This window comes from Streptomyces sp. NPDC046261, assembly GCF_040646235.1.
Classification (GTDB): Bacteria; Actinomycetota; Actinomycetes; order Streptomycetales; family Streptomycetaceae; genus Streptomyces.
This window is the reverse complement of the sequence record NZ_JBEYZU010000004.1, coordinates 1-25,778: the sequence shown is the minus strand read 5'-3', so window position 1 is coordinate 25,778 and position 25,778 is coordinate 1. Positions and strand designations below refer to the sequence as shown.

The following is a 25,778-nucleotide window of genomic DNA, read 5'->3' as shown; positions in this document are numbered from 1 at the left end:
TCCGCCGACGGCATCGGTCAGTGGTCGCGGTCCGTCAGGAGTCTGGCCAGGCAGTGCAGCTGCTGGTACACCTCGGCGGTCGGTTCCGCCCTGGACAGAGCCCGCATCGCCGCCGCGGTCTGACGTTTCACCTCCAGTTCGGTCCGTTCCCGCCCCCCGGCCCGTTCGATGAGCTCGGCCACGAGCGCGATACCGTCCTCGTCCAGCGCCTCCTGGCGTTCGTAGAGAGCGGCCAGACGCCTGCCCGCGGGCCCGTCGTCAGCCAGAGCCGCGACCACGGGCAGGGACTTCTTGCGTGCCGCCAGATCCGCCCCGACCGGCTTGCCGCTCCTTTTGCACTCGCCCCAGATGCCGAGGAGATCATCCACGCACTGGAAGGCCAACCCCAGGCAGCGGCCGAACTCCCGCAGCCCGGAAACCCGTTCCTCTCCGGCTCCGGCCAGGACGCCCCCCAGAGCACAAGCGCATCCCATCAGCGCGCCCGTCTTGCCCGCGGCCATGGTCAGGTACTGCCGCACCCCTACGTCCGTGCGGCTTTCGAAGGTCACGTCCTGGCTCTGGCCCACCATGAGCTCGCCCAGCATTGCCAGTGTCTCGCGCACCGCCGCGTCCGCGAACGGAGTGGGCGAATCGGCCAGTGTGCACAGGGCACTCACCAGCAGGGCGTCACCGGCCAGCACCGCCGCGGGCGTCCCGTAGACCATCCAGGCGGCAGATTGATGCCGGCGCATCGGGTCACCGTCGATCACATCGTCGTGCAGGAGTGAGAAGTCATGGATCAACTCCACCGCCACAGCGCCTGGGACGGCGCATTCGGCGGAACCTCCTACCGCGCGTGCCGCCAGAAATACCAGGGCGGGCCGCACGGCCTTACCGCCGCGCTCGCCCGCCGGAATTTCCCGCAGGGGGCTGCCGTCCGCCTCGTGCCAACCGCGGTGGTATCCAGCGATCAGGCACTCGGGGTGGGGCATCCGGTCAATGGCATTCCTCAATGCCGGGGACACCAGAGCACGGGCCCACGCCAGCAACGGCCCCATGTCGGCAGTCGTATCCGTTTCCATCGCGGTCAGCCCCGTCATGCACGGCCTCCTCATCGCACAAGCCAACACAGCGGTCTCCGTCGCATGGTGCCGGGCTCGGCGCGCACCGCCGGCTCATTGGGCGAAAGGTCACCTCACTGGCACAAGAAAGCCGATCTGCCGGTTATCGACTCTTCCGGTTCGGTGACCGCCGCACCATTCCGGTGGACACGGGATTCGGCATTCCGTTGGACGGATTCGCCACGCCTGTCATGATGAGCCGGGGGGTCGGCACAGTAACCTTCCGGAGAATCAGATGAGTTCATCCACCAACAACCCCATTATTCTGACGCCGGGTATGCAGTTCGAATTGCCGCCCGTTCCGATGCGGCTCCCGCTTCTTGGCCATCCGGAGACCGCGCGGATTGAGGAAGAGTGCTATCGGTGGGCCCGCCCGTACCTCATCGCGTACTTCGGGAACGAGGAATGCGCCGACCGCTACATCCTGCAGCGCATGGCGTACTGGGCGTGCCTGTGCTACCCGCACATGCTCGACGACCGGTGCGTCACCTTGCCGAACATCATGATCCCGGCCGGGATCTGTGACGACTCGTTCTCCCGCCCCGGCATCCAGGAAAGCCTCGACCGGACCGGGGCGTTGCGGCGAAGCTGGCTCGCCATGCTCGACGGCGAACCGGTCGACCCCGGCTTCCACGCCGGCCGGATGCTGCGTGACGCGCTGGCCCCGGCGTGGCCGCAGATGTCACCGGACCTCGCGGGCCGCTACCGCGACGCCTACCGGGACGTCATCGCGTCCGCCGTCACCGAGGCCGACGCCCGCATTCACGACGATCTTCTGCCGTTCGACGACTACATGGAGCTGCGGCTGACGAATCTCTTCGGTTACTGGGCCACCTGCCAGACCGAGTACGCCCTCGGCTGCGACCTCACGGAGGAGCTGGACACCGACAAGGCCCTGGCCAAGGCCCGGGATCTCGCCATCCACCACATGACCTTGGTCAACGACCTCTACTCCTTCCCCAAGGAGTACGAAGCCGGAGAAGCGATGAACTGCATGTGGATCCTCATGCGTACCGAGGCGCTTCCCTTGCAGCGGGCGGTCAACCGGCTTGTCGAGCTGATCGGGCAGACCGAGGAGATGTTCTCCCGCACATGCTCCGAGGTCGTCGGGGGAGCCGGGGCGGTCCATCCGGCGGTGCCCGCTTACCTGAAGGAGCTCGGACACCTCATCAGCGGCAATCTCCACTACCACAGCCTGACGACCCGCTACCACGGCGATGACGCCTCCGAGGGCAGCGGGCGGAAGTCCGGAACCGTCACCATCAAGCCCCTGGGTACGGTCCATGCGCCAAGGAACCCTCACGCCGCGGACCGTGCCCACTGACCGCGATGGTGGGGGCCGCCCCGGGTCCGGGCGGCCCCGTCGGATCACCAGCCGCGCTCGCGCCACTCCGCGAGGTGCGGGCGCTCGGTGCCCAGGGTGGTGTCGTTGCCGTGGCCCGGGTAGACCCAGGTCTCGTCCGGCAGCGTGCCGAAGATCTTGGTCTCGACGTCGTCGATGAGGCTGGCGAAGGCCTTGGGATCGTCGTGCGTGTTGCCGACGCCGCCGGGGAAGAGGCAGTCGCCGGTGAAGACGTGGGCGTGGCCGTGCGGGTCGTCGTAGACGAGCGCGATGCTGCCCGGGGTGTGGCCGACCAGGTGGCGGGCCGTCAGTGCCACCCGGCCGACGCGGATGGTGTCCCCGTCGTCGACGAGCACGTCCGTCGGCACCGGGATGCCGTCGGCGTCCTCGCGGCCCGCGTAGGTGCGGGCGCCGGTGGCGTCCACGACCTCGCGCAGCGCGCCCCAGTGGTCGGCGTGCTGATGGGTGGTCACCACGGAGGCGATGCCGCTGTCGCCGATCAGGGCGAGCAGCGTGTGCGGCTCGGCGGCGGCGTCGATCAGCAACTGCTCGTCCGTCGCCCGGCACCGCAGCAGATAAGCGTTGTTGTTCATCGGACCGACCGCGACCTTCGAGATCATCAGATCGGCCAACTCGTGTACGTCCGCAGGTCCGCCGACCTCTACCGCTCCGCTGTACGTCATGGGATCACCCTATAGCGGAGGCAGAACGGGGAGCGGTTCGCCACCCGTTTCGATTTCCGGGGCGTCGCCACGGCCGGCGAGCCAGCACAGCAGGGCGGTGGCGGTGCCGGTGACGTGGAGGGGTTCGCCCTCCGCGCGGCCGGTGCTCCAGTGGCCGCCGCCGGTCGCGGTGAGCCGGAGGGCGGGGACATCGGGGTGGCCGGAGAAGCGTTCGGTCAGGAACTCGATCTCGCGGGCGGTGAATTCGGCGGACAGGTCAGCCGGCTCGTAGCCGATGCCCAGGTCGACGTGGTGCAGTTCCACCTCGATCAGGCGGCGGAAGGGGACCCGGGCGGCGAGGTCGGTCACACCGTTGCGCAGGGTGACCGTGCGGTTCCAGTCGGCGGGTGCGTCGGCGGCCCGCTGGAAGCGGGCGGCGCTCTCCCGCAGGTCGGCCAGGTGCGCGTCGAGCGTGCGGGTGGCGTCGCGCTCGATGTCGGCGTCGCGGGCCTCGGCGCTCACGTACATGGGACGGCCTTCGAGCACGTTCACCAGGGCGTCCGCGTTGCGGGCGAGGTGGGCCAGGAGGTGGCCGCGGGTCCAGCCGGGAAGCCGTGACGGCCCGGCCACCGCCGCGTTGTCCAGCTTGTCGACCGCGCCGAGCAGCCGGTCGGTCGCCTCACGTACCGCAGTCAGGTCGTGCACATGATCAATCATGCCGCCGACGATAGTCCGGTGACTCCTTCGGGTGAAGAAGGTGGAACCGGCCCGTAAATCGAATGTGCGTGCTATATGGTCGGGAGAGGCATCGCTTACCGCATCCGTTGCCGGATCCGTTACTGCATCCGTGTGAACCGGGCTTTGTCAGAGGCCCCCCGTACTCTGGATCGAGGGGCACGGCGCACCCCGCAGCTCCCCCCAGAGCCGACTCTCAAGAAAGGTGCCGACCGGCGTGGCAGACCGTCTCATCGTCCGTGGCGCTCGCGAGCACAATCTCAAGAACGTCTCGCTCGACCTCCCGCGTGACTCCCTCATCGTCTTCACCGGGCTTTCGGGGTCGGGCAAGTCCTCCCTCGCGTTCGACACGATCTTCGCCGAGGGGCAGCGTCGCTACGTCGAGTCGCTCTCCTCTTACGCACGGCAGTTCCTCGGGCAGATGGACAAGCCCGACGTGGACTTCATCGAGGGCCTCTCCCCGGCCGTCTCCATCGACCAGAAGTCGACCTCGCGCAACCCGCGCTCGACGGTCGGCACCATCACCGAGGTCTACGACTACCTCCGCCTCCTCTTCGCCCGCATCGGCAAGCCGCACTGCCCCCAGTGCGCGCGGCCGATCACCCGCCAGTCGCCGCAGGCCATCGTGGACCGGGTGCTGGAGCTGCCGGAGGGCAGCCGCTTCCAGGTGCTCTCCCCGCTGGTGCGCGAGCGCAAGGGCGAGTTCGTCGACCTCTTCTCCGACCTGCAGACCAAGGGCTACAGCCGGGCCCGGGTGGACGGCGAGACGATCCAGCTCTCCGACCCGCCCAAGCTGAAGAAGCAGGAGAAGCACACCATCGAGGTGGTCGTCGACCGCCTCACCGTCAAGGACAGCGCCAAGCGCCGGCTCACCGACTCGGTCGAGACCGCGCTCGGCCTCTCCGGCGGCATGGTGATCCTCGACTTCGTCGACCTCGCCGAGGACGACCCTGAGCGTGAGCGGATGTTCTCCGAGCACCTCTACTGCCCGTACGACGATCTGTCCTTCGAGGAGCTGGAGCCGCGCTCCTTCTCCTTCAACTCGCCCTTCGGCGCCTGCCCCGACTGCACCGGCATCGGCTCGCGCATGGAGGTCGACCCCGAGCTGATCGTCCCCGACGAGGACAAGTCCCTCGACGAGGGCGCGATCAACCCCTGGTCGCACGGCCACACCAAGGACTACTTCAACCGGCTGGTCGGCGCCCTCGCCGACGAGCTCGGCTTCCGTACGGACATCCCCTGGGCCGGCCTCCCGCAGCGCGCCAAGAAGGCGCTGCTCAACGGCCATCGCACCCAGATCGAGGTGCGCTACCGCAACCGCTACGGCCGCGAGCGCGCGTACACCACGGCCTTCGAGGGCGCGGTCCCGTTCGTCAAGCGGCGCCACTCGGAGGCCGAGAGCGACTCCAGCCGTGAGCGCTTCGAGGGCTACATGCGCGAGGTGCCCTGCCCCACCTGTGAGGGCACGCGGCTCAAGCCGATCGTCCTGGCGGTCACCGTGCAGGGCCGCTCCATCGCGGACGTCTCCGCGATGTCGATCAGCGAGTGCGCCGACTTCCTGCGGGACATGACGCTCACCGGGCGCGAGAAGAAGATCGCCGAGCGGGTGCTCAAGGAGGTCAACGAGCGCCTGAAGTTCCTCGTCGACGTCGGCCTGGACTACCTCTCGCTCAACCGCGCCGCCGGTACCCTCTCCGGCGGTGAGGCGCAGCGCATCCGCCTCGCCACGCAGATCGGCTCCGGCCTCGTCGGTGTGCTCTACGTCCTGGACGAGCCGTCCATCGGCCTCCACCAGCGCGACAACCACCGCCTGATCGAGACGCTCGTGCGCCTGCGCGACATGGGCAACACCCTGATCGTCGTCGAGCACGACGAGGACACCATCAAGGTCGCCGACTGGGTCGTCGACATCGGCCCCGGCGCGGGCGAGCACGGCGGCAAGGTCGTCCACAGCGGTCCCCTCAAGGAGCTGCTGACGACCGAGGCGTCCATGACCGGGCAGTACCTGTCCGGCAAGCGGTCCATCCCCACCCCCGACGTCCGCCGGCCCGTCGACGGCTCGCGTCGGCTGACCGTGCGCGGGGCCCGGGAGAACAACCTCCGCGACATCGACGTCTCCTTCCCGCTCGGCGTGCTCACGGCCGTCACCGGTGTCTCCGGTTCCGGTAAGTCGACGCTGGTCAACGACATCCTCTACACCCACCTGGCGCGCGAGCTGAACGGCGCCCGGACGGTTCCCGGCCGGCACACGCGCGTGGACGGCGACGACCTGGTCGACAAGGTCGTCCACGTCGACCAGTCGCCCATCGGCCGTACGCCGCGCTCCAACCCGGCCACGTACACCGGTGTCTTCGATCACGTCCGCAAGCTCTTCGCGGAGACGATGGAGGCGAAGGTCCGCGGCTACCTGCCGGGCCGCTTCTCCTTCAATGTCAAGGGCGGCCGCTGCGAGAACTGCTCCGGCGACGGCACGATCAAGATCGAGATGAACTTCCTGCCGGACGTGTACGTCCCGTGCGAGGTCTGCCACGGTGCGCGCTACAACAGGGAGACCCTGGAGGTCCACTACAAGGGCAAGTCCATCGCCGAGGTCCTGGACATGCCCATCGAGGAAGCGCTCACCTTCTTCGAGGCGGTGCCCACGATCGCGCGTCACCTGCGCACGCTCCACGACGTGGGTCTGGGCTACGTACGGCTCGGGCAGTCCGCGCCGACCCTCTCCGGTGGCGAGGCGCAGCGCGTGAAGCTCGCCAGCGAGCTGCAGAAGCGGTCGACGGGGCGGACGGTGTACGTGCTCGACGAGCCGACGACCGGTCTGCACTTCGAGGACATCAGCAAGCTGATCTCCGTGCTGTCCGGGCTGGTCGACAAGGGCAACACCGTGATCGTCATCGAGCACAACCTCGATGTGATCAAGACGGCCGACTGGGTCGTCGACATGGGCCCCGAGGGCGGCGCGGGCGGCGGCCTCGTCGTCGCCGAGGGCACGCCGGAGGAGGTCGCGTCGGTGCCGGCCAGCCACACGGGCAAGTTCCTGCGCGAGATGCTGGGCGGCCGCGTCAGCGACGCGTCCGCGTCGCCCGCGGTGTCCTCGCCTTCGGCGCGGAAGACCGCGAAGCGGGCGCCGGCGAAGAAGACGGTGGCCGCGGCGACGGTGGCGGGGGCCGCGAAGAAGACGGTTTCGGCGCGGACGAGCACCGCCGGTGCGGCGGCGAAGAAGTCCGCCTCGGCTGCGAAGAAGACCGCCGCGGCGAAGAAGCCGGCCGCGGCCGCGAAGAAGGCGACCAGGGCTCGCAAGGCCTGAGTGGGCGGGCGCCCGGCCGCGGAGGGTTCGGCACCGCCGGACTCCGCCGTCGGGCGTCCCGCCGTTGCGGCGGGAGGAGTTCCCCAGCCCCGCCCCTTCCCGAAACCGGAGGCTCCGCCCCGGGCCCCCGGGGTGGGGTGGGCCCTGAGCCGGGGGCTCCGCCCCGGGCGCCTGGGCGGGCCGGAGGCGTTGGACCCGGGACTGTGCCCCGGGGCCCCGGGAGTGGGGTGGGCCTGAACTGGGGGCTCCGTCCCCTGGGTCCCCGGGTTGGGGCGGGCCCTGAATCGGCGGCTCTGGCCCCCCGGGGCCCCTGGGTGGGGTGGGCCTGAAGCGGCGACTCCGTCCCCGGGTCCCGGGGTGGGGTGGGCCTTGAATCGGCGGCTCCGGCCCCCCGGGACCCCTGGGCGGGGTGGGCCTGAACTGGCGGTTCCGTCCCAAGGTCCCCTGGGCGGGGTGGGCCCTGAACCGGCGCCTCCGTTCCCAGGTCCCCTGGGCGCGTGGGTCTGAACCGGCGGCTCCGCCCCCCCCAGGACGACCCCCGGGCGGGGTGGGCCCTACGCCCCCACCTCCCTCGCGAACGGGGGTTGGGCTCCCGCTCGGGAGCAGGTCGTGGCTGCTGCGCGGGACGCGAAGGTGAGGGTTTCCTGCCAGGTCGGGCCGTCCAGGGTCGCCAGGGCCTTGGGGGACAGGGCGTTCAGGCGGGACAGGTGGTGCAGGAGGGCGGCGTTCACGGTGTCGCCTGCGCCGATCGTGTCCACGACGTCCACCCGCTGGGCCGGGACGGCATACGTGGCTCCCTCCCGCGTGTGGACCGACAGGCCCTCCCCGCCCCTGGTCACGACGACGGCGGCCGGGCCTGCCGCCAGCCAGTCGGCGGGCTCGCCGCCCAGCCAGCGGGCGTCCTCCGCCGACAGCTTCAGCAGTGACACGTCCGGCAGCCAGGAGAGGAAGCGCCGGCGGTAGGCGGCGGCGTCCCCGATGATCTGCGGGCGGATGTTGGGGTCGAGCAGGGTGAACACCCCGCGCCGGGCCTCACGCCGCAGCAGCGCCTCGTAGGCGCTCGCACCCGGCTCCAGTACGAGGGAGCACGTCCCCAGGCACAGCGCCTCGGTTCCGTCCGGCAGCGGGCCCGGCAGTTCGAAGAGACGGTCCGCCGTGCCGCCCGCGTAGAAGCCGTAGCCTGCCGAGCCGTCCGTGCCGATGGCCGCCACCGCCAGCGTCGTGGGCTCCGGGCCGCGCCGCACCAGGGAGAGGTCGACGCCCGCCACCCGCAGGCCGCCCAGCAGCGCCTCGCCGAAGCCGTCCGCCGACACCCGGGAGCAGAAGGCGGTGGCCGAGCCCAGCCGGGCCAGGGCGAGGGCGGTGTTGTAGGGGCCGCCGCCGCACCGCGGCAGCAGGGCCGGGAGGCCGCCGTCGCCTCCGGGGCCGTCGGGCACGAGGTCGATCAGCGCTTCTCCGGCGACGACGATCATGGGCGGAGTCCTCTCGGCAAGCGGAGCAACTGGTGCCGGTATTGTCGCTGTGTCGCATCGCCGCACTTCCCGTTGGAGCCCCCCATGTCCAGCCCCACTGCTTCGCCGGCATCCCGCCGCACCGTGCTGCGCGGAGCCGCCCTGGCCGGTGCCGCCGGGCTCGGCGTCACCGCCTGCGCCGGCGGCGGAACGGGCGGCACCAGGGGGCCCGCCGTGCCGACCGCGCCGGTGGACCTCGGGGCGGCGGGCGAGGTCCCCGTCGGCGGGGCCCGGCTCTACCGCGAGCAGCGGCTGGTCGTCTCGCAGCCCGCGGCGGGGCAGTACAAGGCGTTCAGCGCGGTGTGCACGCACGCCGGCTGCGTCGCCGACAAGATCGAGGACGGCAAGGTCAGCTGCCCCTGCCACGGCAGCACGTTCGACGCCACCACCGGCAAGGTCCTCCAGGGCCCGGCGAGCGTGCCCCTGCCGGCCGTTCCCGTCAAGGCGGACGGCGGCAAGCTGATCGCGGGCCCGGACGCCTGAGGGCGCGGCGCCCGCGGCTACGACCAGTCCCAGGCGATCCCCAGGATCCCCGGCCGCACCCCCTGCTCCACCAGGTGCACCCCCCGGTGGCGCCCCGCCAGCGTCAGCTCCTGCTGCCCGCAGCGCGGCGCGCCCGCCGACGACTGGGTGAAGCGGAGGCAGCGGACCGGCAGCGCGGCGTCGTCGAAGCGCACCTGCAGCACGTACTGGCCGCCCGCGAAGCTGAAGCCGCGCACGTACTCGCTGCTCGTACCGCCCGTACCGTCGTCGAAGCCGTAGCCGAAGACGTGGGTCTCCCCGGAGCGCAGCCGGGTGTCGAAGAGCAGCTCGGCGACCAGCACGCCGGACGCGGTGTGCCACCGTACCCGTCCCACCCGGCAGTTGTCGGTGGCCCGCACGGCCACCCGCCCGGGGTCGCAGCCCGCGTCCCCGTGGTGGATGGCCACATAGCGGTCCACCCCGTCGCGGTGCGCCCGCACCACATGCTGCGAGTCGCGGGCGCGCAGCTCGCGGTGCGCGCCGATCAGCACGCGTTCCAACTGGCAGACGGTGTGCAGGCCGCCGTCCTCCGGCGACTCCAGATCCGCCAGCAGCCGTGCCAGGACACGGGACTCCTCCACCAGCGCGCGGTACGAGCGGGCCGCCGGCCGGTCCGTGGACGTCCGCTCGGCCGGTTCCACCAGTAACCGGGTCAGGGCGTGCGGGGGCAGGTCCAGGACGTCCTCCAGCACCCGTACCGCCCTGAGCGACTCGGGACGGCAGGGCCGCCGGGCGCCCTGCTGCCAGTAACTCAGGCTCGTCACCCCGACCTTCACCCCGCGCTGCGCCAGCCGGTGCTGCACCCGGTGCAGGGCGAGCCCGCGCGCCGACAACGCCATGCGCAACGCCAGGTGGAACGGGCCCGTGCGCAGCGCCCGCGCCAGTTCGGCCTCGGCAGCGTGGGGGGTGCTGCGTGCCATCCGCTCGCTCCTTAGTGACGCCTCTTCGCGAAGCTCCCCCTGCCGACGCCCGCGCGGCACCGCCGCGCGGGCCTGTGCGAAGCCCCGCGTGAATGTGAACGTTCACCTAGCGCGCCGGGGGCGCCGGTGGCCGGGAGCGTCACGTTCCTCCTGGACCGGCACCGGCCGTTCACATCCGATTCGATCTGTTCACACCGTGGTCCCACGCGGTATTGAAGCCTGTTGACCAGTCCCCGACAACACCCGATGCTCCCCACACGCGTCCGGATGCGCTCCTCCACCACCAACCCCCCGCCACGGGAGGAACGCCACATGACCCGTGCTTCGGCATCGGCACACACAGGAAAGTCCCGCATACGCGGCAGACGGCTGCCCCTGGCCGCTCTCGCCGCCGGCGCCCTGCTCGTCGTCCCCACAACGGCGAACGCGGCGACCGGCGAACAGACCGCTGTGCGCGCGACGAACAAGCTCGACATCAGCATGCAGGCGCAGGAGAAGACGAACTGGTGCTGGGCCGCCTCCGGCAACACCATCACCACCTGGATGGGCCGCAAGTACAGCCAGAACCAGTTCTGCAACGCCGCCTTCAACCGGACGCAGGGCACCGCCTGCCCCAACAACCAGGCCACCTTGGGCAATGTGCAGAACGCCCTCGCCTGGGCCGGCATCAACCGGGGTTCGTACGTCAGCGGATGGCTGCGCTACGCGACCGTCAAGGCCGAGATCGACGCCGGCCGTCCCGTCGAGACCCGCATCGGATGGCAGTCGGGCGGCGGCCACATGCACGTCATCTACGGGTACGACGACTCGGGCAGCATGGTCTACTGGGGCGACCCATGGCCGTCCAGCAACCGCTACAACTGGGCGTCGCACAGCTGGTACGTCAACAACAACCAGTTCGCCTGGACCCACTCGCTCTACCGGATCGGGGCGTGAGGGCCATGACGAACCGCGACCACTCGCGCTCCTCCCGCACCGCGGCCCGTGCCGCTGCCGCCGGTGGCCTGACCGCCGCGCTGCTCGGCCTCGCACCGCTCGCGCACGCCGCGCCGCCGGCCCTGCCCGCACCGCCGCCGGCGGCCGGGGTGGCCGAGGCCCACGACGCGGCGGCGGCACCCGGGACGCTCGCCACCCTCTCGCGCTTCTTCGCCCGCGACGGCGCCCTCGCCAAGGCGGACGCGCGGCCGAGGATCGAGGGGGCGACGGTGCCCGTCTACACGCTCGCGCCGGAGTTCGTGGCGGGCAAGGACGGGGCCGCCATCGCCTCCCTCGACTTCCTCGCCAGCGCGGCGGTGGCGGCCGACGGGCAGAGGGCCTCGGTGTGGACCGCCCGCACCGGGGACGGCTGGAAGGTCGTCAACATCGCCACTGGTGACGACGAGACACGCTACGTGGCCGAAGGGGCCCGCATGCTGCCCGGCGGCACCGTCTTCCGCGAGCCGCAGATCAACGCCTGGTACGTACAGCGGGGCGAGAAGATCCTGCCGCTCGACGAGGACGCCGTCCGCGCGATCGGCGAGCAGGGCACCACCGTCGACGCCTACCGCGGTCGCGTGCACAAGGCGTACGGCGACAAGCTGCCCGGCTCCGCCTATGCGAAGAAGGGCGCGGCCGGCGGCTTCGCGGAGAGCGACCACGACAGCGGGAACTCCGCCGCACAGGAGGCCGGCGCGGACCGGACGGCGACCGCCGCGCCCCAGGGCGACGCCGGCTCGCCGGCCGCGGCCTCCCTCGCGGCGGCGGGAGGGGCGACGGCCCTGGCCCTCGGCCTGGTGACCGTGGCGGTGCGCAGGCTGCGGCGCCGCTGACCGACCGGGACACCCCCCATGAGGGCTCTCGGGCCCCGTCGCGGGACCCGGTGACCCGCCCCTTCGCCGCGGCCCCGGCAGCCACCGCTGCCGGGGCCGCGGTGCGTTCCCGGACCGGGTCCCGTACCGGCCGCCGGACGACGGATTGTCACTGCCCGCAAGTAGGGTGTGTGACATGGCCGACCCCAGCAGCTACCGACCCAAGCCGGGACAGATCCCCGACTCGCCCGGGGTCTACAGGTTCCGTGACGAGCACGGCCGCGTGATCTACGTCGGGAAGGCGAAGAGCCTGCGCCAGAGGCTCTCCTCGTACTTCCAGGATCTCGCCGGCCTGCACCCGCGCACGCGCACGATGGTCACCACGGCCGCGTCCGTGGAGTGGACCGTGGTCTCCACCGAGGTCGAGGCGCTCCAGCTCGAGTACTCCTGGATCAAGGAGTACGACCCGCGCTTCAACGTGAAGTACCGCGACGACAAGAGCTACCCCTCCCTCGCCGTCACCCTGGGCGAGGAGTTCCCCCGCGTGCAGGTCATGCGCGGCCCCAAGAAGAAGGGCGTGCGCTACTTCGGCCCGTACGCCCACGCGTGGGCCATCCGCGAGACGGTCGACCTGATGCTGCGGGTCTTCCCCGTACGGACCTGCTCGGCCGGGGTGTTCAAGCGCTCCGCCCAGATCGGCCGCCCCTGCCTGCTCGGCTACATCGGCAAGTGCTCCGCCCCCTGCGTCGGCCGCGTCACCGCCGAGGAGCACCGCGAACTGGCCGAGGAATTCTGCGACTTCATGGCCGGGCGTACCGGCGCGTACATCCGCCGTTTGGAACAGCGGATGCATGATGCGGCCGAAGAGATGGAGTACGAGAAGGCGGCCCGGCTGCGGGACGACATAGAGGCGCTCAAGCGCGCCATGGAGAAGAACGCCGTCGTCCTCGCCGACGCCACCGACGCCGACCTGATCGCGGTCGCCGAGGACGAACTCGAAGCGGCTGTGCAGATCTTCCATGTGCGCGGCGGTCGCGTGCGCGGCCAGCGCGGCTGGGTGACGGACAAGGTCGAGGCCGTCGACACCGCGGGCCTTGTCGAGCACGCCCTCCAGCAGCTCTACGGCGAGGAGAGCGGCGACGCCGTCCCCAAGGAGGTGCTCGTACCCGCCCTCCCCGACCCGGCCGGGCCCGTCGCCCAGTGGCTGGCCGAACGCCGCGGCTCCCGCGTCGACCTGCGCATCCCGCAGCGCGGCGACAAGAAGGACCTCATGGCCACGGTCCAGCGCAACGCCCAGCAGGCGCTCGTGCTGCACAAGACCAAGCGCGCCTCCGACCTGACCACCCGCTCCCGGGCCCTGGAGGAGATCAGCGAGGCCCTCGGCCTGGACTCGGCACCGCTGCGCGTGGAGTGCTTCGACATCTCCCACCTGCAGGGCCAGGACGTGGTGGCGTCCATGGTGGTCTTCGAGGACGGCCTCGCCCGCAAGAGCGAGTACCGCCGCTTCCAGATCAAGGGCTTCGCCGGCCAGGACGACGTCCGCTCCATGCACGAGGTGGTGGGCCGGCGCTTCCGGCGCTATCTCCAGGAGAAGATGAAGACGGGGGAGTGGACCGAGGAGGCCCCCGGCGGCGAGATCGAGGAGCCGCTCCCGGCGGACGACGGCAAGCCCAAGCGCTTCGCCTACCCGCCCCAGCTGGTCGTCGTCGACGGAGGAAAGCCGCAGGTCATGGCCGCCAAGCGGGCCCTGGACGAGCTCGGCGTCACCGACGTGGCCGTCTGCGGCCTGGCCAAGCGGCTGGAAGAGGTCTGGCTGCCCGACGAGGACGACCCGGTCGTCCTGCCGCGCACCAGCGAGGGCCTGTACTTCCTGCAGCGCGTCCGTGACGAGGCACACCGCTTCGCCATCTCCTACCAGCGCAGCAAGCGCGCCAAGACCTTCAGGGCCGGCCCGCTCGACGCGGTGCCCGGCCTCGGTGAGACCCGCAAACAGGCGCTCCTCAAGCACTTCGGCTCGCTCAAGCGGCTGCGCGCCGCCACGATCGAGCAGATCTGCGAGACGCCCGGCATCGGCCGCAAGACGGCCGAGACGATCGCCGCCGCGCTCGCCCAGGCGGCGCCCCCCGCCCCGGCCGTCAACATGACGACGGGCGAGATCATGGACGACGCGGAGGAATGATGGACCTGGCCGCACAGGACGGCTCCCGCGGACGGCGCACGGACCGGCGCCGCCCGCGGCCCGGGCCGTGGGCCCGGGAAACCCGCAGTATGGAAGAGAGGACGGCGCCGAAGGCGCCGTCGGCAGAACGGGGGAAGACAGCATGAACGTGACCGACCGGGACGGAGCAAAGGTGAGTACGGGCACGACGGCGGACGCGACCGGCGAGGCGGCGGGCATCCCCGAGCTGGTCATCATCTCCGGCATGTCGGGGGCGGGCCGCAGCACCGCCGCCAAGTGTCTGGAGGACCTCGGCTGGTTCGTCGTGGACAACCTGCCGCCCGCCCTGATCCCCACCATGGTGGATCTCGGCGCCCGCTCCCAGGGCAACGTGGCCCGCATCGCCGTGGTCGTGGACGTACGCGGCCGGCGCTTCTTCGACAACCTCCGCGAGTCCCTCGCGGACCTCGCCGCCAAGAAGGTCAAGCGGCGGGTGATCTTCCTGGAGGCGTCCGACGACGCCCTGGTGCGCCGCTTCGAGTCGGTGCGCCGCCCGCACCCCCTGCAGGGCTCCGGGCGCATCGTCGACGGCATCGCCGCCGAGCGCGACCTGCTGCGCGAGCTGCGCGGCGACGCCGACCTGGTCATCGACACCTCCAGCCTCAACGTCCACGAGCTGCGCGCCAAGATGGACGCCCAGTTCGCCGGCGAGGAGGAGCCGGAGCTGCGCGCCACCGTCATGTCCTTCGGCTACAAGTACGGCCTGCCCGTCGACGCCGACCTCGTCGTGGACTGCCGCTTCCTGCCCAACCCGCACTGGGTGCCCGAGCTGCGCCCCTTCACCGGCCTCAACGAGGAGGTGTCGGGCTACGTCTTCAACCAGCCCGGCGCCAAGGAGTTCCTCGACCGCTACACCGAGCTCCTGCAGCTCATCGCCGCCGGCTACCGCCGTGAGGGCAAGCGCTACGTGACGATCGCGGTCGGCTGCACCGGCGGCAAGCACCGCTCCGTCGCCATGTCCGAGAAGCTCGCCCACCGCCTCGTCTCGGAGGGTGTCGAGACCGTCGTCGTCCACCGGGACATGGGGCGCGAGTGACCGGCCGCACCTTCCGGATGCGCCGCGTCCGCAAGCTGGTCCCCGGCCGTGCGCGCGGCGGCGCCGAGGGCCGTACGAACCGTGGCGCGCAGCCCAAGGTCGTCGCCCTCGGCGGCGGCCACGGGCTGTCCGCCTCCCTCGCCGCGCTGCGCCGGATCACCGGGGACCTGACGGCCGTCGTCACCGTCGCCGACGACGGCGGCTCCAGCGGCCGGCTCCGCGACGAGCTGGGGGTGCTGCCCCCGGGCGACCTCCGCAAGGCCCTGGCGGCGCTGTGCGGGGACGACGACTGGGGCCAGACCTGGGCGCGCGTGATCAAGCACCGCTTCGAGAGCCAGGGCGAGCTGCACGGCCACGCCGTCGGCAATCTCCTGATCGTCGCCCTCTGGGAGCAGCTGGGCGACCATGTGCAGGCCCTGGACCTGGTCGGCAAGCTGCTGGGCGCCCACGGCCGGGTGCTGCCCATGTCGGCGGTCCCGCTGGAGCTCCAGGCGCTCGTGCGCGGCCACGACCCGGCCGCTCCCGACGAGGTCACCACCGTGCGCGGCCAGGCCACCGTCGCGCTCACCCCCGGCGAGGTGCAGTCCGTGCACGTCGTCCCGGAGGACCCGCCGGCGGTGCCCGAGGCCGTGGAGGCGGTGCTGGACGCGGACTGGGTGGTGCTCGGCCCGGGCTCCTGGTTCTCCTCCGTCATCCCGCACCTGCTGGTGCCCGAGCTGCTGCACGCGCTGCAGGAGACCAAGGCCCGCCGGGTGCTGTCGTTGAATCTCGCACCACAGCCCGGGGAAACCGATGGCTTCTCCCCGCAGCGTCATTTGGAGGTTTTGGCCCGACACGCCCCTAAACTCGCCCTGGACGTGGTGCTGGCCGACGAGGCCGCCGTGCCCGACCGGGACAGCCTCACCGATGCCGCCAAGCGGCTCGGGGCAACGGTCGAGCTGGCGCCGGTCGCCTCGCCCGACGGCTGCCCGACGCACGACCCGGAGCTGTTGGCCGCCGCGTACGACCGTATTTTTCGGATGCATGGAAGGATCGGCCCATGGCGATGACGGCAGCGGTGAAGGACGAAATCTCCCGGCTTCCCGTCACCCGGACCTGCTGCCGGAAAGCGGAGGTCTCGGCGATCCTGCGGTTCGCGGGCGGGCTGCACCTGGTCAGCGGGCGCATCGTGATCGAGGCGGAGCTGGACACCGGGATCGCGGCCCGGCGGCTGCGCAAGGACATCCTCGAGATCTTCGGACACGCCTCCGACCTGGTGGTGATGGCCCCCGGCGGGCTGCGCCGCGGCAGCCGGTACGTGGTGCGGGTGGTGGCGGGCGGTGACCAGCTGGCGCGCCAGACCGGACTGGTCGACGGCCGCGGCCGTCCGATCCGCGGGCTGCCCCCGCAGGTCGTCTCCGGTGCCACCTGTGACGCGGAGGCCGCCTGGCGGGGTGCCTTCCTGGCCCACGGCTCGCTCACCGAGCCCGGCCGCTCCTCCTCCCTGGAGGTGACCTGCCCCGGCCCCGAGGCGGCGCTGGCGCTGGTCGGCGCGGCCCGCAGACTCCAGATCGCCGCCAAGGCCCGGGAGGTGCGCGGAGTGGACCGCGTGGTCGTCCGGGACGGTGATGCGATCGGCGCGCTGTTGACGCGGCTCGGCGCCCACGAGTCGGTGCTGGCATGGGAGGAGCGGCGCATGCGCCGCGAGGTGCGGGCGACCGCCAACCGCCTGGCCAACTTCGACGACGCCAACCTGCGCCGCTCGGCGCGGGCCGCCGTCGCCGCGGGCGCACGCGTCCAGCGGGCGCTGGAGATCCTCGGCGAGGAGGTCCCCGAGCACCTGGCCGCGGCCGGACGCCTGCGCATGGAGCACAAGCAGGCGTCCCTGGAGGAGCTGGGCGCCCTGGCCGACCCGCCGCTGACCAAGGACGCCGTCGCCGGCCGGATCCGCCGCCTGCTGGCCATGGCCGACAAGCGTGCCCAGGACCTGGGCATCCCCGGCACCGAGTCCAACCTCTCCGACCTCTCGGACCTGTCCGAGGAGATGGCCGAGGGCATGGTCGGCTGACCCGCCGCCGCGCCCGCTCCGTTCCCGCTCGCCCCTGTCGCCCGTCAAAGGCGGCGGGGGCGTCATGCCGCGAGGGCGGGCGCAAAACGCACCGTTGACATGATCATGCTGTGTCACGAGCCTGGCGTCCATCCACTCCCGTGGCAGGCAACGGCAAGGGGGGCTCATGAGACACAAGGCAAGAAAGACACGCACAGGCGTCGTGGTGGCTTCGCTGTTACTCGGCGGGCTCGCCGCGGCACCCTTCGCCCAGGCACAACCGGCGACGGGCACGGCCGCGGCAGCGGCCGGCCCGGACACCCTGTCCGTATGGACCGCGGACGTCACCGCCGCACAGGTCCCGCTCCTGCTCGAGGCCGGCGTCGACGGCCACGAACTGGGCAGACGCATACCCGACGGCAAGAAGGCACCCGTCGAGCTCCACCTCACCGCACCACAGGCGGACGAGCTGCGCCGGAAGGGCGTCGACCTCACCGAGAAGCGCCTCTCGCCGCGCGTGCGCGAGAACCTCAAGGACCGGGGCGACGGCGTCTTCCGCCCGTACAGCGGCAGGAACGGCCTGCGGCAGGAGATCACCGACACCGCCCGCGCCCACCCCGGGCTCACCAAGGTCGTCAGCATCGGCAAGACCGTGCGCGGCCAGGACATCCTCGCCCTCAAGCTCTCCAGGAACGCGGCGAAGAGCCCCGACGGCGCCAAACCCGCCGTCCTCTACATGTCCAACCAGCACGCCCGGGAGTGGATCACCCCCGAGATGACCCGCCGGCTGATGCACCACTACCTCGACCGCTACGGCAAGGACGAGCGGATCACCCGGATCGTGGACCGCACCGAGCTGTGGTTCGTGCTCTCCGCCAACCCGGACGGCTACGACTACACCTTCGAAAGCCCCGCCACCCGGCTGTGGCGCAAGAACCTGCGGGACAACAACGGCGACGGGAAGATCACCCCCGGCGACGGCGTCGACCTCAACCGCAACTACGCGTACAAGTGGGGCTACGACAACGAGGGTTCCTCCCCGCGCCCGGCCTCCGAGACCTACCGCGGCCCCAGCGCCTCCTCCGAACCGGAGACCAAGGCCGTCGACGCCTTCGAAAAACGCCACCGCTTCCGCTACGCCGTCAACTACCACTCGGCGGCCGAGCTGATCCTCTACGGCGTCGGCTGGCAGGTCGCCACGCCCACCCCCGACGACGTCCTCTACAAGGCCCTCGCCGGCACCCCGGAGAAGCCCGCGATACCCGGCTACCACCCCCAGCTCTCCTCCGAGCTCTACACCACCAACGGTGAGGCCGACGGCCACGCGGCCAACGCCAACGGCACGATGATGTTCACCCCTGAGATGTCGACCTGCCAGACTGCCTCCAAGGTGGACCCGGACGACCGCTGGGACCCCGCCGACTGCCGGTCCTCCTTCACCTTCCCCGACGACGAGAAGCTGATCCAGCAGGAGTTCGCGAAGAACATCCCCTTCGCCCTGTCCATCGCCGAGACCGCCACCCGCGGCGACCGCCCCGCCTCCGCCGTCGGCCTGGACGCCCCCGACTTCACCCCGCACGCCTTCACCACCTCCTACGCCCGCGGCGGCGACCAGACCGTCGCCGTCACCGCCCGCAAGAGCGTGCGGGACAAGCACCTGAACTACCGCGTCGACGGCGGCCGTACGCACACCGAGGAGCTCGAGGCCTGGGACGGCGGCGACCGCTACGGCGGCGAGGACAACATCCGCTTCGACCAGTACCGCGCCACCGTCGAGGGCGCCGGCCCCGGCTCCACCGTCAGCGTCTGGTTCACCGGTCGCACCCGCGAAGGCAGAGCCACCGCCAGCGAGCCCTTCACCTACACCGTGGCCCGCACACCCCGCGCCGACACCCTGGTAATCGCCGACGAAGGCGGCAAGGAGGCGGCGCGCGACGCCGGCGTGTACACCAAGGCCCTGGCCGGTAACGGCCGCAAGGCCGCCGTCTGGGACGTCGCACGGAAGGGCGCACCCCCCGCGCTGGGCGTCCTCGCCCACTACGACACCGTGCTGTGGTACACCGGCGCCTCCCGCCCCGACGGCGCCACCCTGCTGGCCGTCCGCGACTTCGTCAACGAGGGCGGCAAGCTGATCACCGCCGGGGTGCGGGCGGGCGGCAGCTCGCGGGTCGGCCCGGCCGACACCGACGACTTCGCCCAGTACGTCCTGGGCGCGGGCGCCCGCACCCAGGTCGCCCAGGCCACGCGCTTCACCGGCGCCGGCGAGCTCACGGGCGCCACGGCCGCCCTGGGCACCGGCGCGGGCCCGCTGGAGGCCGCCGGGGCCTACCGTCCGATCTCCGAGCAGCTGCCGCCCGACGCCTTTCCGCAGTTCCGCAGCGCGGCGGCCGGCGAGTACCGATCATTGGTGACGCAGAGTGACGACTCGGCGGGGTCTGCCGGTGTCGCCGCGGCCGTCACCACCCGGGACACCGTCCTGCTGGGCTTCGGCCTCGAGCATGTGGCCGACCCGCGTGAGCGGGCCGTGCTGGTCGGCGCCGCGCTGCGCGCCATCGGCGCCTGACCAGCAGCTGAGCGCCTCTGAGCACGGCTGAGCGCGGTGCGAGAACCCCGCCGCCAATGTCACGTACCTCCCTTGTTAGAGGTAGGGTCGGTGGTGGTCGGGGACATCCCATACAGCCCGCCGGCGGACAGTCCGGCACACCAACGAGGAGATCGGTTCGTGACGATCCGCGTAGGCATCAACGGCTTTGGCCGTATCGGTCGTAACTACTTCCGCGCGCTCCTGGAGCAGGGTGCGGACATCGAGATCGTCGGTGTCAACGACCTGACCGACAATGCCACCCTGGTGCACCTGCTGAAGTACGACACCATCCTGGGTCGTCTGAAGCAGGAGGTCAGCCACACCGACAATTCGATCACCGTCGGCAACCAGACCTTCAAGACGATGGCCGAGCGCGACCCGGCCGCCCTCCCGTGGGGCGAGCTCGGCGCCGACATCGTCATCGAGTCCACCGGTATCTTCACCAAGCGCGAGGACGCGGCCAAGCACCTGGCCGCCGGCGCGAAGAAGGTCCTCATCTCGGCCCCGGCCAAGAACGAGGACATCACCATCGTGATGGGCGTCAACCAGGACAAGTACGACGCGGCCAACCACCACGTCATCTCCAACGCCTCCTGCACCACCAACTGCGTGGCGCCGATGGCCAAGGTTCTCGACGAGAGCTTCGGCATCGTCAAGGGCATGATGACCACGGTCCACGCGTACACCAACGACCAGCGCATCCTGGACTTCCCGCACTCCGACCTGCGTCGCGCCCGCGCCGCCGCGGAGAACATCATCCCGACCTCCACGGGTGCCGCGAAGGCCACCGCCCTGGTCCTGCCGCAGCTGAAGGGCAAGCTGGACGGCATCGCCATGCGCGTCCCGGTCCCCACCGGCTCGGTCACCGACCTGGTCCTCGAGCTCGACCGCGAGACCAGCAAGGAAGAGATCAACGCCGCCTTCCAGAAGGCCGCCGAGGGTCAGCTCAAGGGCATCCTCGAGTACACCGAGGACGCGATCGTCTCCTCGGACATCGTCAACTGGCCGGCCTCCTGCACCTTCGACTCCTCCCTGACCATGGTTCAGGGCAAGCAGGTCAAGGTCGTCGGCTGGTACGACAACGAGTGGGGCTACTCCAACCGCCTGGTGGACCTGACCGTCTTCGTCGGCGGCCAGCTCTGATCGCTGCCTGACGCGACTGGCATAGTTCGCAGGCAACGGATGTAGGGGACGGGGCTCGTGCGACGCGATGAAGCGTCGTACGAGCCCCGTCCCATGACACTCACGGACTCCCCCGGCCACCGCCGGGAGGGCCCCCAACCGGAGTCACTGCATGAAGACGATCGACGACCTCATCCAGGACGGTCTCGCGGGCAAGCGGGTCTTCGTCCGCGCCGACCTGAACGTGCCCCTCGACGGCACCACCATCACCGACGACGGCCGCATCCGCGCCGTCGCCCCCACGATCGCCAAGCTCGCCGAGGCGGGCGCCAAGGTGATCGTCGCCTCCCACCTCGGCCGTCCCAAGGGCGCCCCGGACCCCACGTTCTCCCTCGCCCCGGCCGCCGAGCGCCTCGGCGAGATCCTGGGCCAGAACGTCTCGTTCGCCACCGACACGGTCGGTGACAGCGCGAAGGCCACCGTCGCCGCTCTCGGCGACGGCGAGGTCACGCTGCTGGAGAACCTCCGTTTCAACGCGGGCGAGACCAGCAAGGACGACGCCGAGCGCGGCGCCTTCGCCGACGCCCTCGCGTCGCTGGCCGACGTCTACGTGGGCGACGGCTTCGGCGCGGTGCACCGCAAGCACGCCTCGGTCTACGACCTCCCGGCGCGCCTGCCGCACGCCGCGGGCGACCTGATCGCCACCGAGGTCGGCGTCCTGAGGAAGCTCACCGACGAGGTCCAGCGGCCCTACGTCGTCGTCCTGGGCGGCGCCAAGGTCTCCGACAAGCTGGGTGTCATCGACAACCTGCTGGAGAAGGCCGACCGCATCCTCATCGGCGGCGGCATGTCGTACACCTTCCTCAAGGCCAAGGGCCACGAGGTCGGCATCTCGCTGCTGCAGGAGGACCAGATCCCGGTCTGCCTGGAGTACCTGGCGCGTGCCGAGAAGCGCGGCGTGGAGTTCGTCCTCCCCGTCGACGTCATGGTCTCCGCCGACTTCCCGGACCTGAAGACCAAGGCCCCGGCCAACCCCGAGCTCGTCGCCTCGGACGCCATTCCGGCGGACAAGGAGGGCCTGGACATCGGCCCGAAGACCCGCGAGCTCTACGCCTCGAAGCTCGCCGACGCCGGCACCGTCTTCTGGAACGGTCCGATGGGCGTCTTCGAGCACCCCGACTACGCCAACGGCACCAAGGCCGTTGCCCAGGCCCTGCTGGACTGCGACGGCTTCACCGTCGTGGGCGGTGGCGACTCGGCCGCCGCCGTGCGCATCCTGGGCTTCGACGAGAACGCCTTCGGCCACATTTCGACCGGTGGCGGCGCCAGCCTCGAGTACCTCGAGGGCAAGACGCTCCCCGGCCTCGCCGCACTGGAGGACTGAACCACTGTGAGTGCACGCACCCCGCTGATGGCGGGCAACTGGAAGATGAACCTCAACCACCTCGAGGCCATCGCCCACGTCCAGAAGCTCGCCTTCGCGCTCGCCGACAAGGACTACGAGGGCACCGAGGTCGCCGTCCTGACCCCCTTCACCGACCTGCGCTCGGTGCAGACCCTGGTCGACGGCGACAAGCTGAAGATCAAGTACGGCGCCCAGGACCTCTCGGCGTACGACACCGGCGCGTACACCGGGGAGATCTCCGGCGCGATGCTCGCCAAGCTCAAGTGCACCTACGTGGCCGTCGGCCACTCCGAGCGCCGCCAGTACCACGGCGAGAGCGACGAGCTCTGCAACGCCAAGGTGAAGGCCGCCTTCCGCCACGGCCTCACCCCGATCCTCTGCGTCGGCGAGGGCCTGGACGTCCGCAAGGCCGGCAACCAGGTCGCGCACACCCTCGCGCAGGTCGACGGCGCCCTGAAGGACATCCCGGCCGAGCAGGCCGAGAGCATCGTCATCGCCTACGAGCCCGTCTGGGCGATCGGCACCGGCGAGGTCGCCACCCCCGAGGACGCCCAGGAGGTCTGCGGGGCCATCCGCGCCCGTCTGGCCGAGCTCTACGACCAGGAGCTGGCCGGGAAGGTCCGCATCCAGTACGGCGGCTCCGTGAAGGCCGGCAACATCGCGGCGATCATGGCCCAGCCCGACGTCGACGGCGCCCTGGTGGGCGGCGCGGCACTGGACGCCGAGGAATTCGTCAAGATCGTTCGCTTCCGCGACCAGTAGACGATCAGCAGCAGCTATGACGACGGGCGCTCCCCGTCGTACCCTGTCGGGGCCGGGACCGGCGCGCTTGGCGCCCCCGGCCCCGCAGTGTTCTCCATCCGAGTCAGTCCGAGAGAGTTGGTCCAGCCGTGGTCATCGGGTTCTCGATCGCCCTCATCGTCTTCAGCCTGCTGATGATGATGCTGGTGCTCATGCACAAGGGGAAGGGCGGCGGCCTGTCCGACATGTTCGGTGGCGGCATGCAGTCCTCCGTCGGCGGCTCCTCTGTCGCCGAGCGCAACCTCGACCGGATCACCATCGTGGTCGGTCTGCTCTGGTTCGCCTGCATCGTCGCGCTCGGCCTGCTGATGAAGCTCGACAGCTGACGTACTGTCGTATCAGCGGCCTATGATGGGGCGCGCGTTCTTCCGGGCGGGCTGTAACTCCTGCCACTGGACGCGCGTTGGGCCTTACGTAGACTGGGGCGCCCGCGGCGCAGCCGCTCATTCCGGCACAGTGCAGCACCATCACGCAGGGAGTTACGACCGTGGCAAGTGGCAACGCGATCCGAGGAAGCCGGGTCGGAGCGGGGCCGATGGGGGAGGCCGAGCGGGGCGAGTCAGCACCGCGCCTCCGCATCTCCTTCTGGTGCTCGAACGGGCACGAGACGCAGCCGAGCTTCGCCAGCGACGCACAGGTGCCGGACACCTGGGACTGCCCGCGCTGCGGCTTCCCGGCCGGTCAGGACCGGGACAACCCGCCGGACCCGCCCCGCACCGAGCCGTACAAGACGCACCTCGCGTACGTCCGTGAGCGGCGCAGCGACGCCGATGGCGAGGCGATCCTCGCCGAGGCGCTCGCCAAGCTCCGCGGGGAGATCTGAGCAGCGACATCCGGACCGAAGGAAGACCGAAGCGGCCCGGCCGTACACCCCACCAGGTGTGCGGCCGGGCCGCTTCGATCATTTAGGTTTGGTTGTGCGAGGCAGCTACCGAGGAGAAGTGGGCTGATGTCCGAGAAGAACGCAGGAAGCCGCACCCGGCTCGACCAGACTCCCGAGTGGAACGCGCTGGCCAAGCACCGCGACGAACTGGGGGAGGTGCACCTGCGGGAGCTGTTCGCGAACGACCCGCGACGGGCCGGGAAGTACGCCCTGACCGTGGGCGACCTGCACCTGGACTACTCCAAGCACCTCGTCACCGACGAGACCCTGCGCCTGCTGCGCGAGCTGGCCGCCTCGGCGGGCGTCGCCGAGCTGCGGGACGCGATGTTCCGGGGCGAGAAGATCAACAACACCGAGGGGCGCGCGGTGCTGCACACCGCCCTGCGGGCCCCGGAGTCGGCGGTGGTCGAGGTGGACGGCCAGAACGTCGTCCCGGCCGTGCACGCCGTTCTGATGAAGATGCAGGTCTTTTGCGACCGGGTCCGTTCGGGTGACTGGAAGGGCCACACGGGCAAGCGCATCAAGAACGTCGTCAACATCGGTATCGGCGGCTCCGACCTCGGTCCGGCGATGGCGTACGAGGCGCTGCGCGCCTACACCGCGCGCGACCTGACGTTCCGTTTCGTCTCCAATGTGGACGGCGCGGACCTGCACGAGGCCCTGCGTGACCTGGACGCCGAGGAGACGCTGTTCATCGTCGCCTCGAAGACCTTCACCACGATCGAGACGATCACCAACGCCACCTCCGCGCGCAACTGGCTCCTCACCGAGCTCCGCGCGGGCGAGGAGGCGGTGGCCAAGCACTTCGTGGCGCTGTCCACGAACGAGGAGAAGGTCGCCGACTTCGGCATCGACACCGCGAACATGTTCGAGTTCTGGGACTGGGTCGGCGGCCGCTACTCCTTCGACTCGGCCATCGGGCTCTCCCTCATGCTCGCCATCGGCCCGGACGGCTTCCGCGAGATGCTGGCCGGCTTCCACCTCGTCGACGAGCACTTCCGCACCGCCCCGCCGGAGGAGAACGCGCCGCTGCTGCTCGGCCTGCTGGGCATCTGGTACGGCAACTTCCACGGCGCGCAGTCGCACGCGGTGCTGCCCTACAGCCACTACCTGTCGAAGTTCGCGGCGTATCTGCAGCAGCTGGACATGGAGTCCAACGGCAAGTCGGTCGACCGCGACGGGCGGCCCGTCGCCTGGGAGACCGGCCCGGTCGTATGGGGCACCCCGGGCACGAACGGGCAGCACGCGTACTACCAGTTGATCCACCAGGGCACCAAGCTCATCCCCGCGGACCTGCTCGGCTTCGCCAAGCCGGTGGACGACCTGCTGCCGGGTCTGGTGGCCCAGCACGACCTGCTGATGGCGAACCTGTTCGCCCAGGGCCAGGCGCTCGCCTTCGGCAAGACCCCGCAGGAGGTCGCGGACGAGGGCGTGCCGGCCGAGCTGATCCCGCACAAGACGTTCCGGGGCAACCACCCGACGACGACGATCCTGGCGAGCGAGCTGAGCCCGTCGGTGCTCGGTCAGCTCATCGCGCTGTACGAGCACAAGGTCTTCGTCCAGGGCGCGATCTGGAACATCGACTCCTTCGACCAGTGGGGGGTCGAGCTGGGCAAGGTGCTCGCGAAGCGGGTGGAGCCGGCGCTGACGGAGGGCGCGGACGTGGCGGGCCTCGACGCGTCGACGGCGGCCCTTGTGGCGCGCTACCGCGAGCTGCGGGGGCGCTAGCCGCGCCGGGCCTGGGGGCAAGCCCCCAGGCCCCTTGTCCTCAAACGCCGGACGGGCTGGATTTCCGCCGGTTCCGGCAAGAAATCCAGCCC

At 70.9% G+C, this 25,778-nt stretch carries 20 protein-coding genes and 1 pseudogene; 16 read left to right on the top strand and 5 right to left on the bottom strand.

Going from position 1 to position 25,778, the window contains the following annotated elements:
• Positions 1-17: 17 nt before the first annotated feature.
• Positions 18-1,079, bottom strand: coding sequence for a polyprenyl synthetase family protein (locus tag ABZ956_RS09535; RefSeq protein WP_361889486.1), 1,062 nt, complete (start codon positions 1,077-1,079; stop codon positions 18-20).
• 298 nt (positions 1,080-1,377) lie between these two features.
• Here ABZ956_RS09535 and ABZ956_RS09530 point away from each other — a divergent pair, with 298 nt between their 5' ends.
• The gene (locus ABZ956_RS09530; protein WP_361889483.1) at positions 1,378-2,424 is read left to right on the top strand and encodes a terpene synthase family protein; all 1,047 of its coding nucleotides are present in this window, start codon (positions 1,378-1,380) and stop codon (positions 2,422-2,424) included.
• A 44-nt stretch (positions 2,425-2,468) separates the two neighbouring features.
• Here ABZ956_RS09530 and ABZ956_RS09525 read toward each other — a convergent pair whose 3' ends face one another.
• Both ABZ956_RS09525 and ABZ956_RS09520 read right to left on the bottom strand, forming a co-directional pair.
• Positions 2,469-3,125, bottom strand: a complete 657-nt coding sequence (locus ABZ956_RS09525) for an MBL fold metallo-hydrolase (protein WP_361889480.1) — start codon at positions 3,123-3,125, stop codon at positions 2,469-2,471.
• Between the two features lie 9 nt (positions 3,126-3,134).
• Entirely contained in the window at positions 3,135-3,821 is a 687-nt protein-coding gene (locus ABZ956_RS09520; RefSeq protein WP_361889477.1) for a maleylpyruvate isomerase family mycothiol-dependent enzyme, read from the bottom strand.
• Between the two features lie 235 nt (positions 3,822-4,056).
• Here ABZ956_RS09520 and uvrA point away from each other — a divergent pair, with 235 nt between their 5' ends.
• On the top strand, positions 4,057-7,143 hold the full coding sequence (gene uvrA, locus ABZ956_RS09515) for an excinuclease ABC subunit UvrA (RefSeq protein WP_361889475.1): 3,087 nt from the start codon (positions 4,057-4,059) through the stop codon (positions 7,141-7,143).
• A gap of 554 nt (positions 7,144-7,697) precedes the next feature.
• Here the strand turns inward: uvrA and ABZ956_RS09510 are convergent.
• Positions 7,698-8,615, bottom strand: a complete 918-nt coding sequence (locus ABZ956_RS09510; RefSeq protein ID WP_361889472.1) for a carbohydrate kinase — start codon at positions 8,613-8,615, stop codon at positions 7,698-7,700.
• Between the two features lie 84 nt (positions 8,616-8,699).
• Between ABZ956_RS09510 and ABZ956_RS09505 the strand changes: the two genes are divergently transcribed.
• Positions 8,700-9,137 (top strand): Rieske (2Fe-2S) protein, encoded by a 438-nt coding sequence (locus tag ABZ956_RS09505; RefSeq protein ID WP_361889468.1) that lies wholly within the window; start codon positions 8,700-8,702, stop codon positions 9,135-9,137.
• Positions 9,138-9,154: 17 nt separating this feature from the next.
• On the opposite strand, the gene ABZ956_RS09500 is transcribed toward ABZ956_RS09505, so the two are convergent.
• Positions 9,155-10,096: a hypothetical protein gene (locus tag ABZ956_RS09500; RefSeq protein ID WP_361889466.1), complete on the bottom strand. Its 942-nt coding sequence runs from the start codon at positions 10,094-10,096 to the stop codon at positions 9,155-9,157.
• Between the two features lie 312 nt (positions 10,097-10,408).
• Here ABZ956_RS09500 and ABZ956_RS09495 point away from each other — a divergent pair, with 312 nt between their 5' ends.
• The 13 genes and pseudogenes from ABZ956_RS09495 (at position 10,409) to pgi (ending at position 25,686) form a co-directional block, all read left to right on the top strand.
• A complete protein-coding gene (locus ABZ956_RS09495; protein WP_361889463.1) occupies positions 10,409-11,032 on the top strand; it encodes a papain-like cysteine protease family protein in 624 nt (207 codons plus the stop codon).
• 5 nt (positions 11,033-11,037) lie between these two features.
• Positions 11,038-11,904, top strand: a complete 867-nt coding sequence (locus tag ABZ956_RS09490) for a hypothetical protein (RefSeq protein ID WP_361890461.1) — start codon at positions 11,038-11,040, stop codon at positions 11,902-11,904.
• Between the two features lie 175 nt (positions 11,905-12,079).
• Positions 12,080-14,062 (top strand): excinuclease ABC subunit UvrC, encoded by a 1,983-nt coding sequence (gene uvrC, locus ABZ956_RS09485; RefSeq protein WP_361889461.1) that lies wholly within the window; start codon positions 12,080-12,082, stop codon positions 14,060-14,062.
• Positions 14,063-14,204: 142 nt separating this feature from the next.
• Positions 14,205-15,137: an RNase adapter RapZ gene (gene rapZ, locus ABZ956_RS09480; protein ID WP_361889459.1), complete on the top strand. Its 933-nt coding sequence runs from the start codon at positions 14,205-14,207 to the stop codon at positions 15,135-15,137.
• Complete coding sequence (gene yvcK, locus ABZ956_RS09475; protein ID WP_361889456.1) at positions 15,134-16,186, top strand: uridine diphosphate-N-acetylglucosamine-binding protein YvcK; 1,053 nt, start codon at positions 15,134-15,136, stop codon at positions 16,184-16,186. The genes rapZ and yvcK overlap by 4 nt, the downstream gene beginning before the upstream one ends.
• Positions 16,177-17,184 carry a DNA-binding protein WhiA gene (gene whiA / locus ABZ956_RS09470; RefSeq protein ID WP_071964484.1) on the top strand — a complete coding sequence of 336 codons (1,008 nt, stop codon included), beginning with the start codon at positions 16,177-16,179 and terminating at the stop codon, positions 17,182-17,184. The genes yvcK and whiA overlap by 10 nt, the downstream gene beginning before the upstream one ends.
• Before the next feature lie 166 nt (positions 17,185-17,350).
• Positions 17,351-19,561 (top strand): annotated as a pseudogene (locus ABZ956_RS09465) (M14 family metallopeptidase); the annotation flags it as partial.
• Positions 19,562-19,885: 324 nt separating this feature from the next.
• A complete protein-coding gene (gene gap / locus ABZ956_RS09460) occupies positions 19,886-20,890 on the top strand; it encodes a type I glyceraldehyde-3-phosphate dehydrogenase (protein WP_361889453.1) in 1,005 nt (334 codons plus the stop codon).
• A gap of 151 nt (positions 20,891-21,041) precedes the next feature.
• A complete protein-coding gene (locus tag ABZ956_RS09455; RefSeq protein ID WP_361889450.1) occupies positions 21,042-22,253 on the top strand; it encodes a phosphoglycerate kinase in 1,212 nt (403 codons plus the stop codon).
• 6 nt (positions 22,254-22,259) lie between these two features.
• On the top strand, positions 22,260-23,036 hold the full coding sequence (gene tpiA / locus ABZ956_RS09450; protein WP_361889447.1) for a triose-phosphate isomerase: 777 nt from the start codon (positions 22,260-22,262) through the stop codon (positions 23,034-23,036).
• A 128-nt stretch (positions 23,037-23,164) separates the two neighbouring features.
• The gene (gene secG, locus ABZ956_RS09445; protein WP_079274375.1) at positions 23,165-23,401 is read left to right on the top strand and encodes a preprotein translocase subunit SecG; all 237 of its coding nucleotides are present in this window, start codon (positions 23,165-23,167) and stop codon (positions 23,399-23,401) included.
• Between the two features lie 161 nt (positions 23,402-23,562).
• Positions 23,563-23,898 carry an RNA polymerase-binding protein RbpA gene (locus tag ABZ956_RS09440; RefSeq protein ID WP_003957010.1) on the top strand — a complete coding sequence of 112 codons (336 nt, stop codon included), beginning with the start codon at positions 23,563-23,565 and terminating at the stop codon, positions 23,896-23,898.
• A 126-nt stretch (positions 23,899-24,024) separates the two neighbouring features.
• Positions 24,025-25,686, top strand: coding sequence for a glucose-6-phosphate isomerase (pgi, locus tag ABZ956_RS09435; RefSeq protein ID WP_361889444.1), 1,662 nt, complete (start codon positions 24,025-24,027; stop codon positions 25,684-25,686).
• Positions 25,687-25,778 lie beyond the last annotated feature (92 nt).

Bases quoted from the DNA above. Each gene is read 5' to 3' on its own strand.
- ABZ956_RS09505 (WP_361889468.1), top strand. From the start codon at position 8,700: ATGTCCAGCCCCACTGCTTCGCCGGCATCCCGCCGCACCGTGCTGCGC.
- rapZ (WP_361889459.1), top strand. From the start codon at position 14,205: ATGAACGTGACCGACCGGGACGGAGCAAAGGTGAGTACGGGCACGACG.
- whiA (WP_071964484.1), top strand. From the start codon at position 16,177: ATGGCGATGACGGCAGCGGTGAAGGACGAAATCTCCCGGCTTCCCGTC.
- ABZ956_RS09490 (WP_361890461.1), top strand. From the start codon at position 11,038: ATGACGAACCGCGACCACTCGCGCTCCTCCCGCACCGCGGCCCGTGCC.
- ABZ956_RS09520 (WP_361889477.1), bottom strand. From the start codon at position 3,821: ATGATTGATCATGTGCACGACCTGACTGCGGTACGTGAGGCGACCGAC.
- ABZ956_RS09530 (WP_361889483.1), top strand. From the start codon at position 1,378: ATGCAGTTCGAATTGCCGCCCGTTCCGATGCGGCTCCCGCTTCTTGGC.
- ABZ956_RS09510 (WP_361889472.1), bottom strand. From the start codon at position 8,615: ATGATCGTCGTCGCCGGAGAAGCGCTGATCGACCTCGTGCCCGACGGC.
- ABZ956_RS09495 (WP_361889463.1), top strand. From the start codon at position 10,409: ATGACCCGTGCTTCGGCATCGGCACACACAGGAAAGTCCCGCATACGC.
- ABZ956_RS09535 (WP_361889486.1), bottom strand. From the start codon at position 1,079: ATGACGGGGCTGACCGCGATGGAAACGGATACGACTGCCGACATGGGG.
- ABZ956_RS09455 (WP_361889450.1), top strand. From the start codon at position 21,042: ATGAAGACGATCGACGACCTCATCCAGGACGGTCTCGCGGGCAAGCGG.
- uvrC (WP_361889461.1), top strand. From the start codon at position 12,080: ATGGCCGACCCCAGCAGCTACCGACCCAAGCCGGGACAGATCCCCGAC.
- ABZ956_RS09525 (WP_361889480.1), bottom strand. From the start codon at position 3,125: ATGACGTACAGCGGAGCGGTAGAGGTCGGCGGACCTGCGGACGTACAC.
- ABZ956_RS09500 (WP_361889466.1), bottom strand. From the start codon at position 10,096: ATGGCACGCAGCACCCCCCACGCTGCCGAGGCCGAACTGGCGCGGGCG.
- pgi (WP_361889444.1), top strand. From the start codon at position 24,025: ATGTCCGAGAAGAACGCAGGAAGCCGCACCCGGCTCGACCAGACTCCC.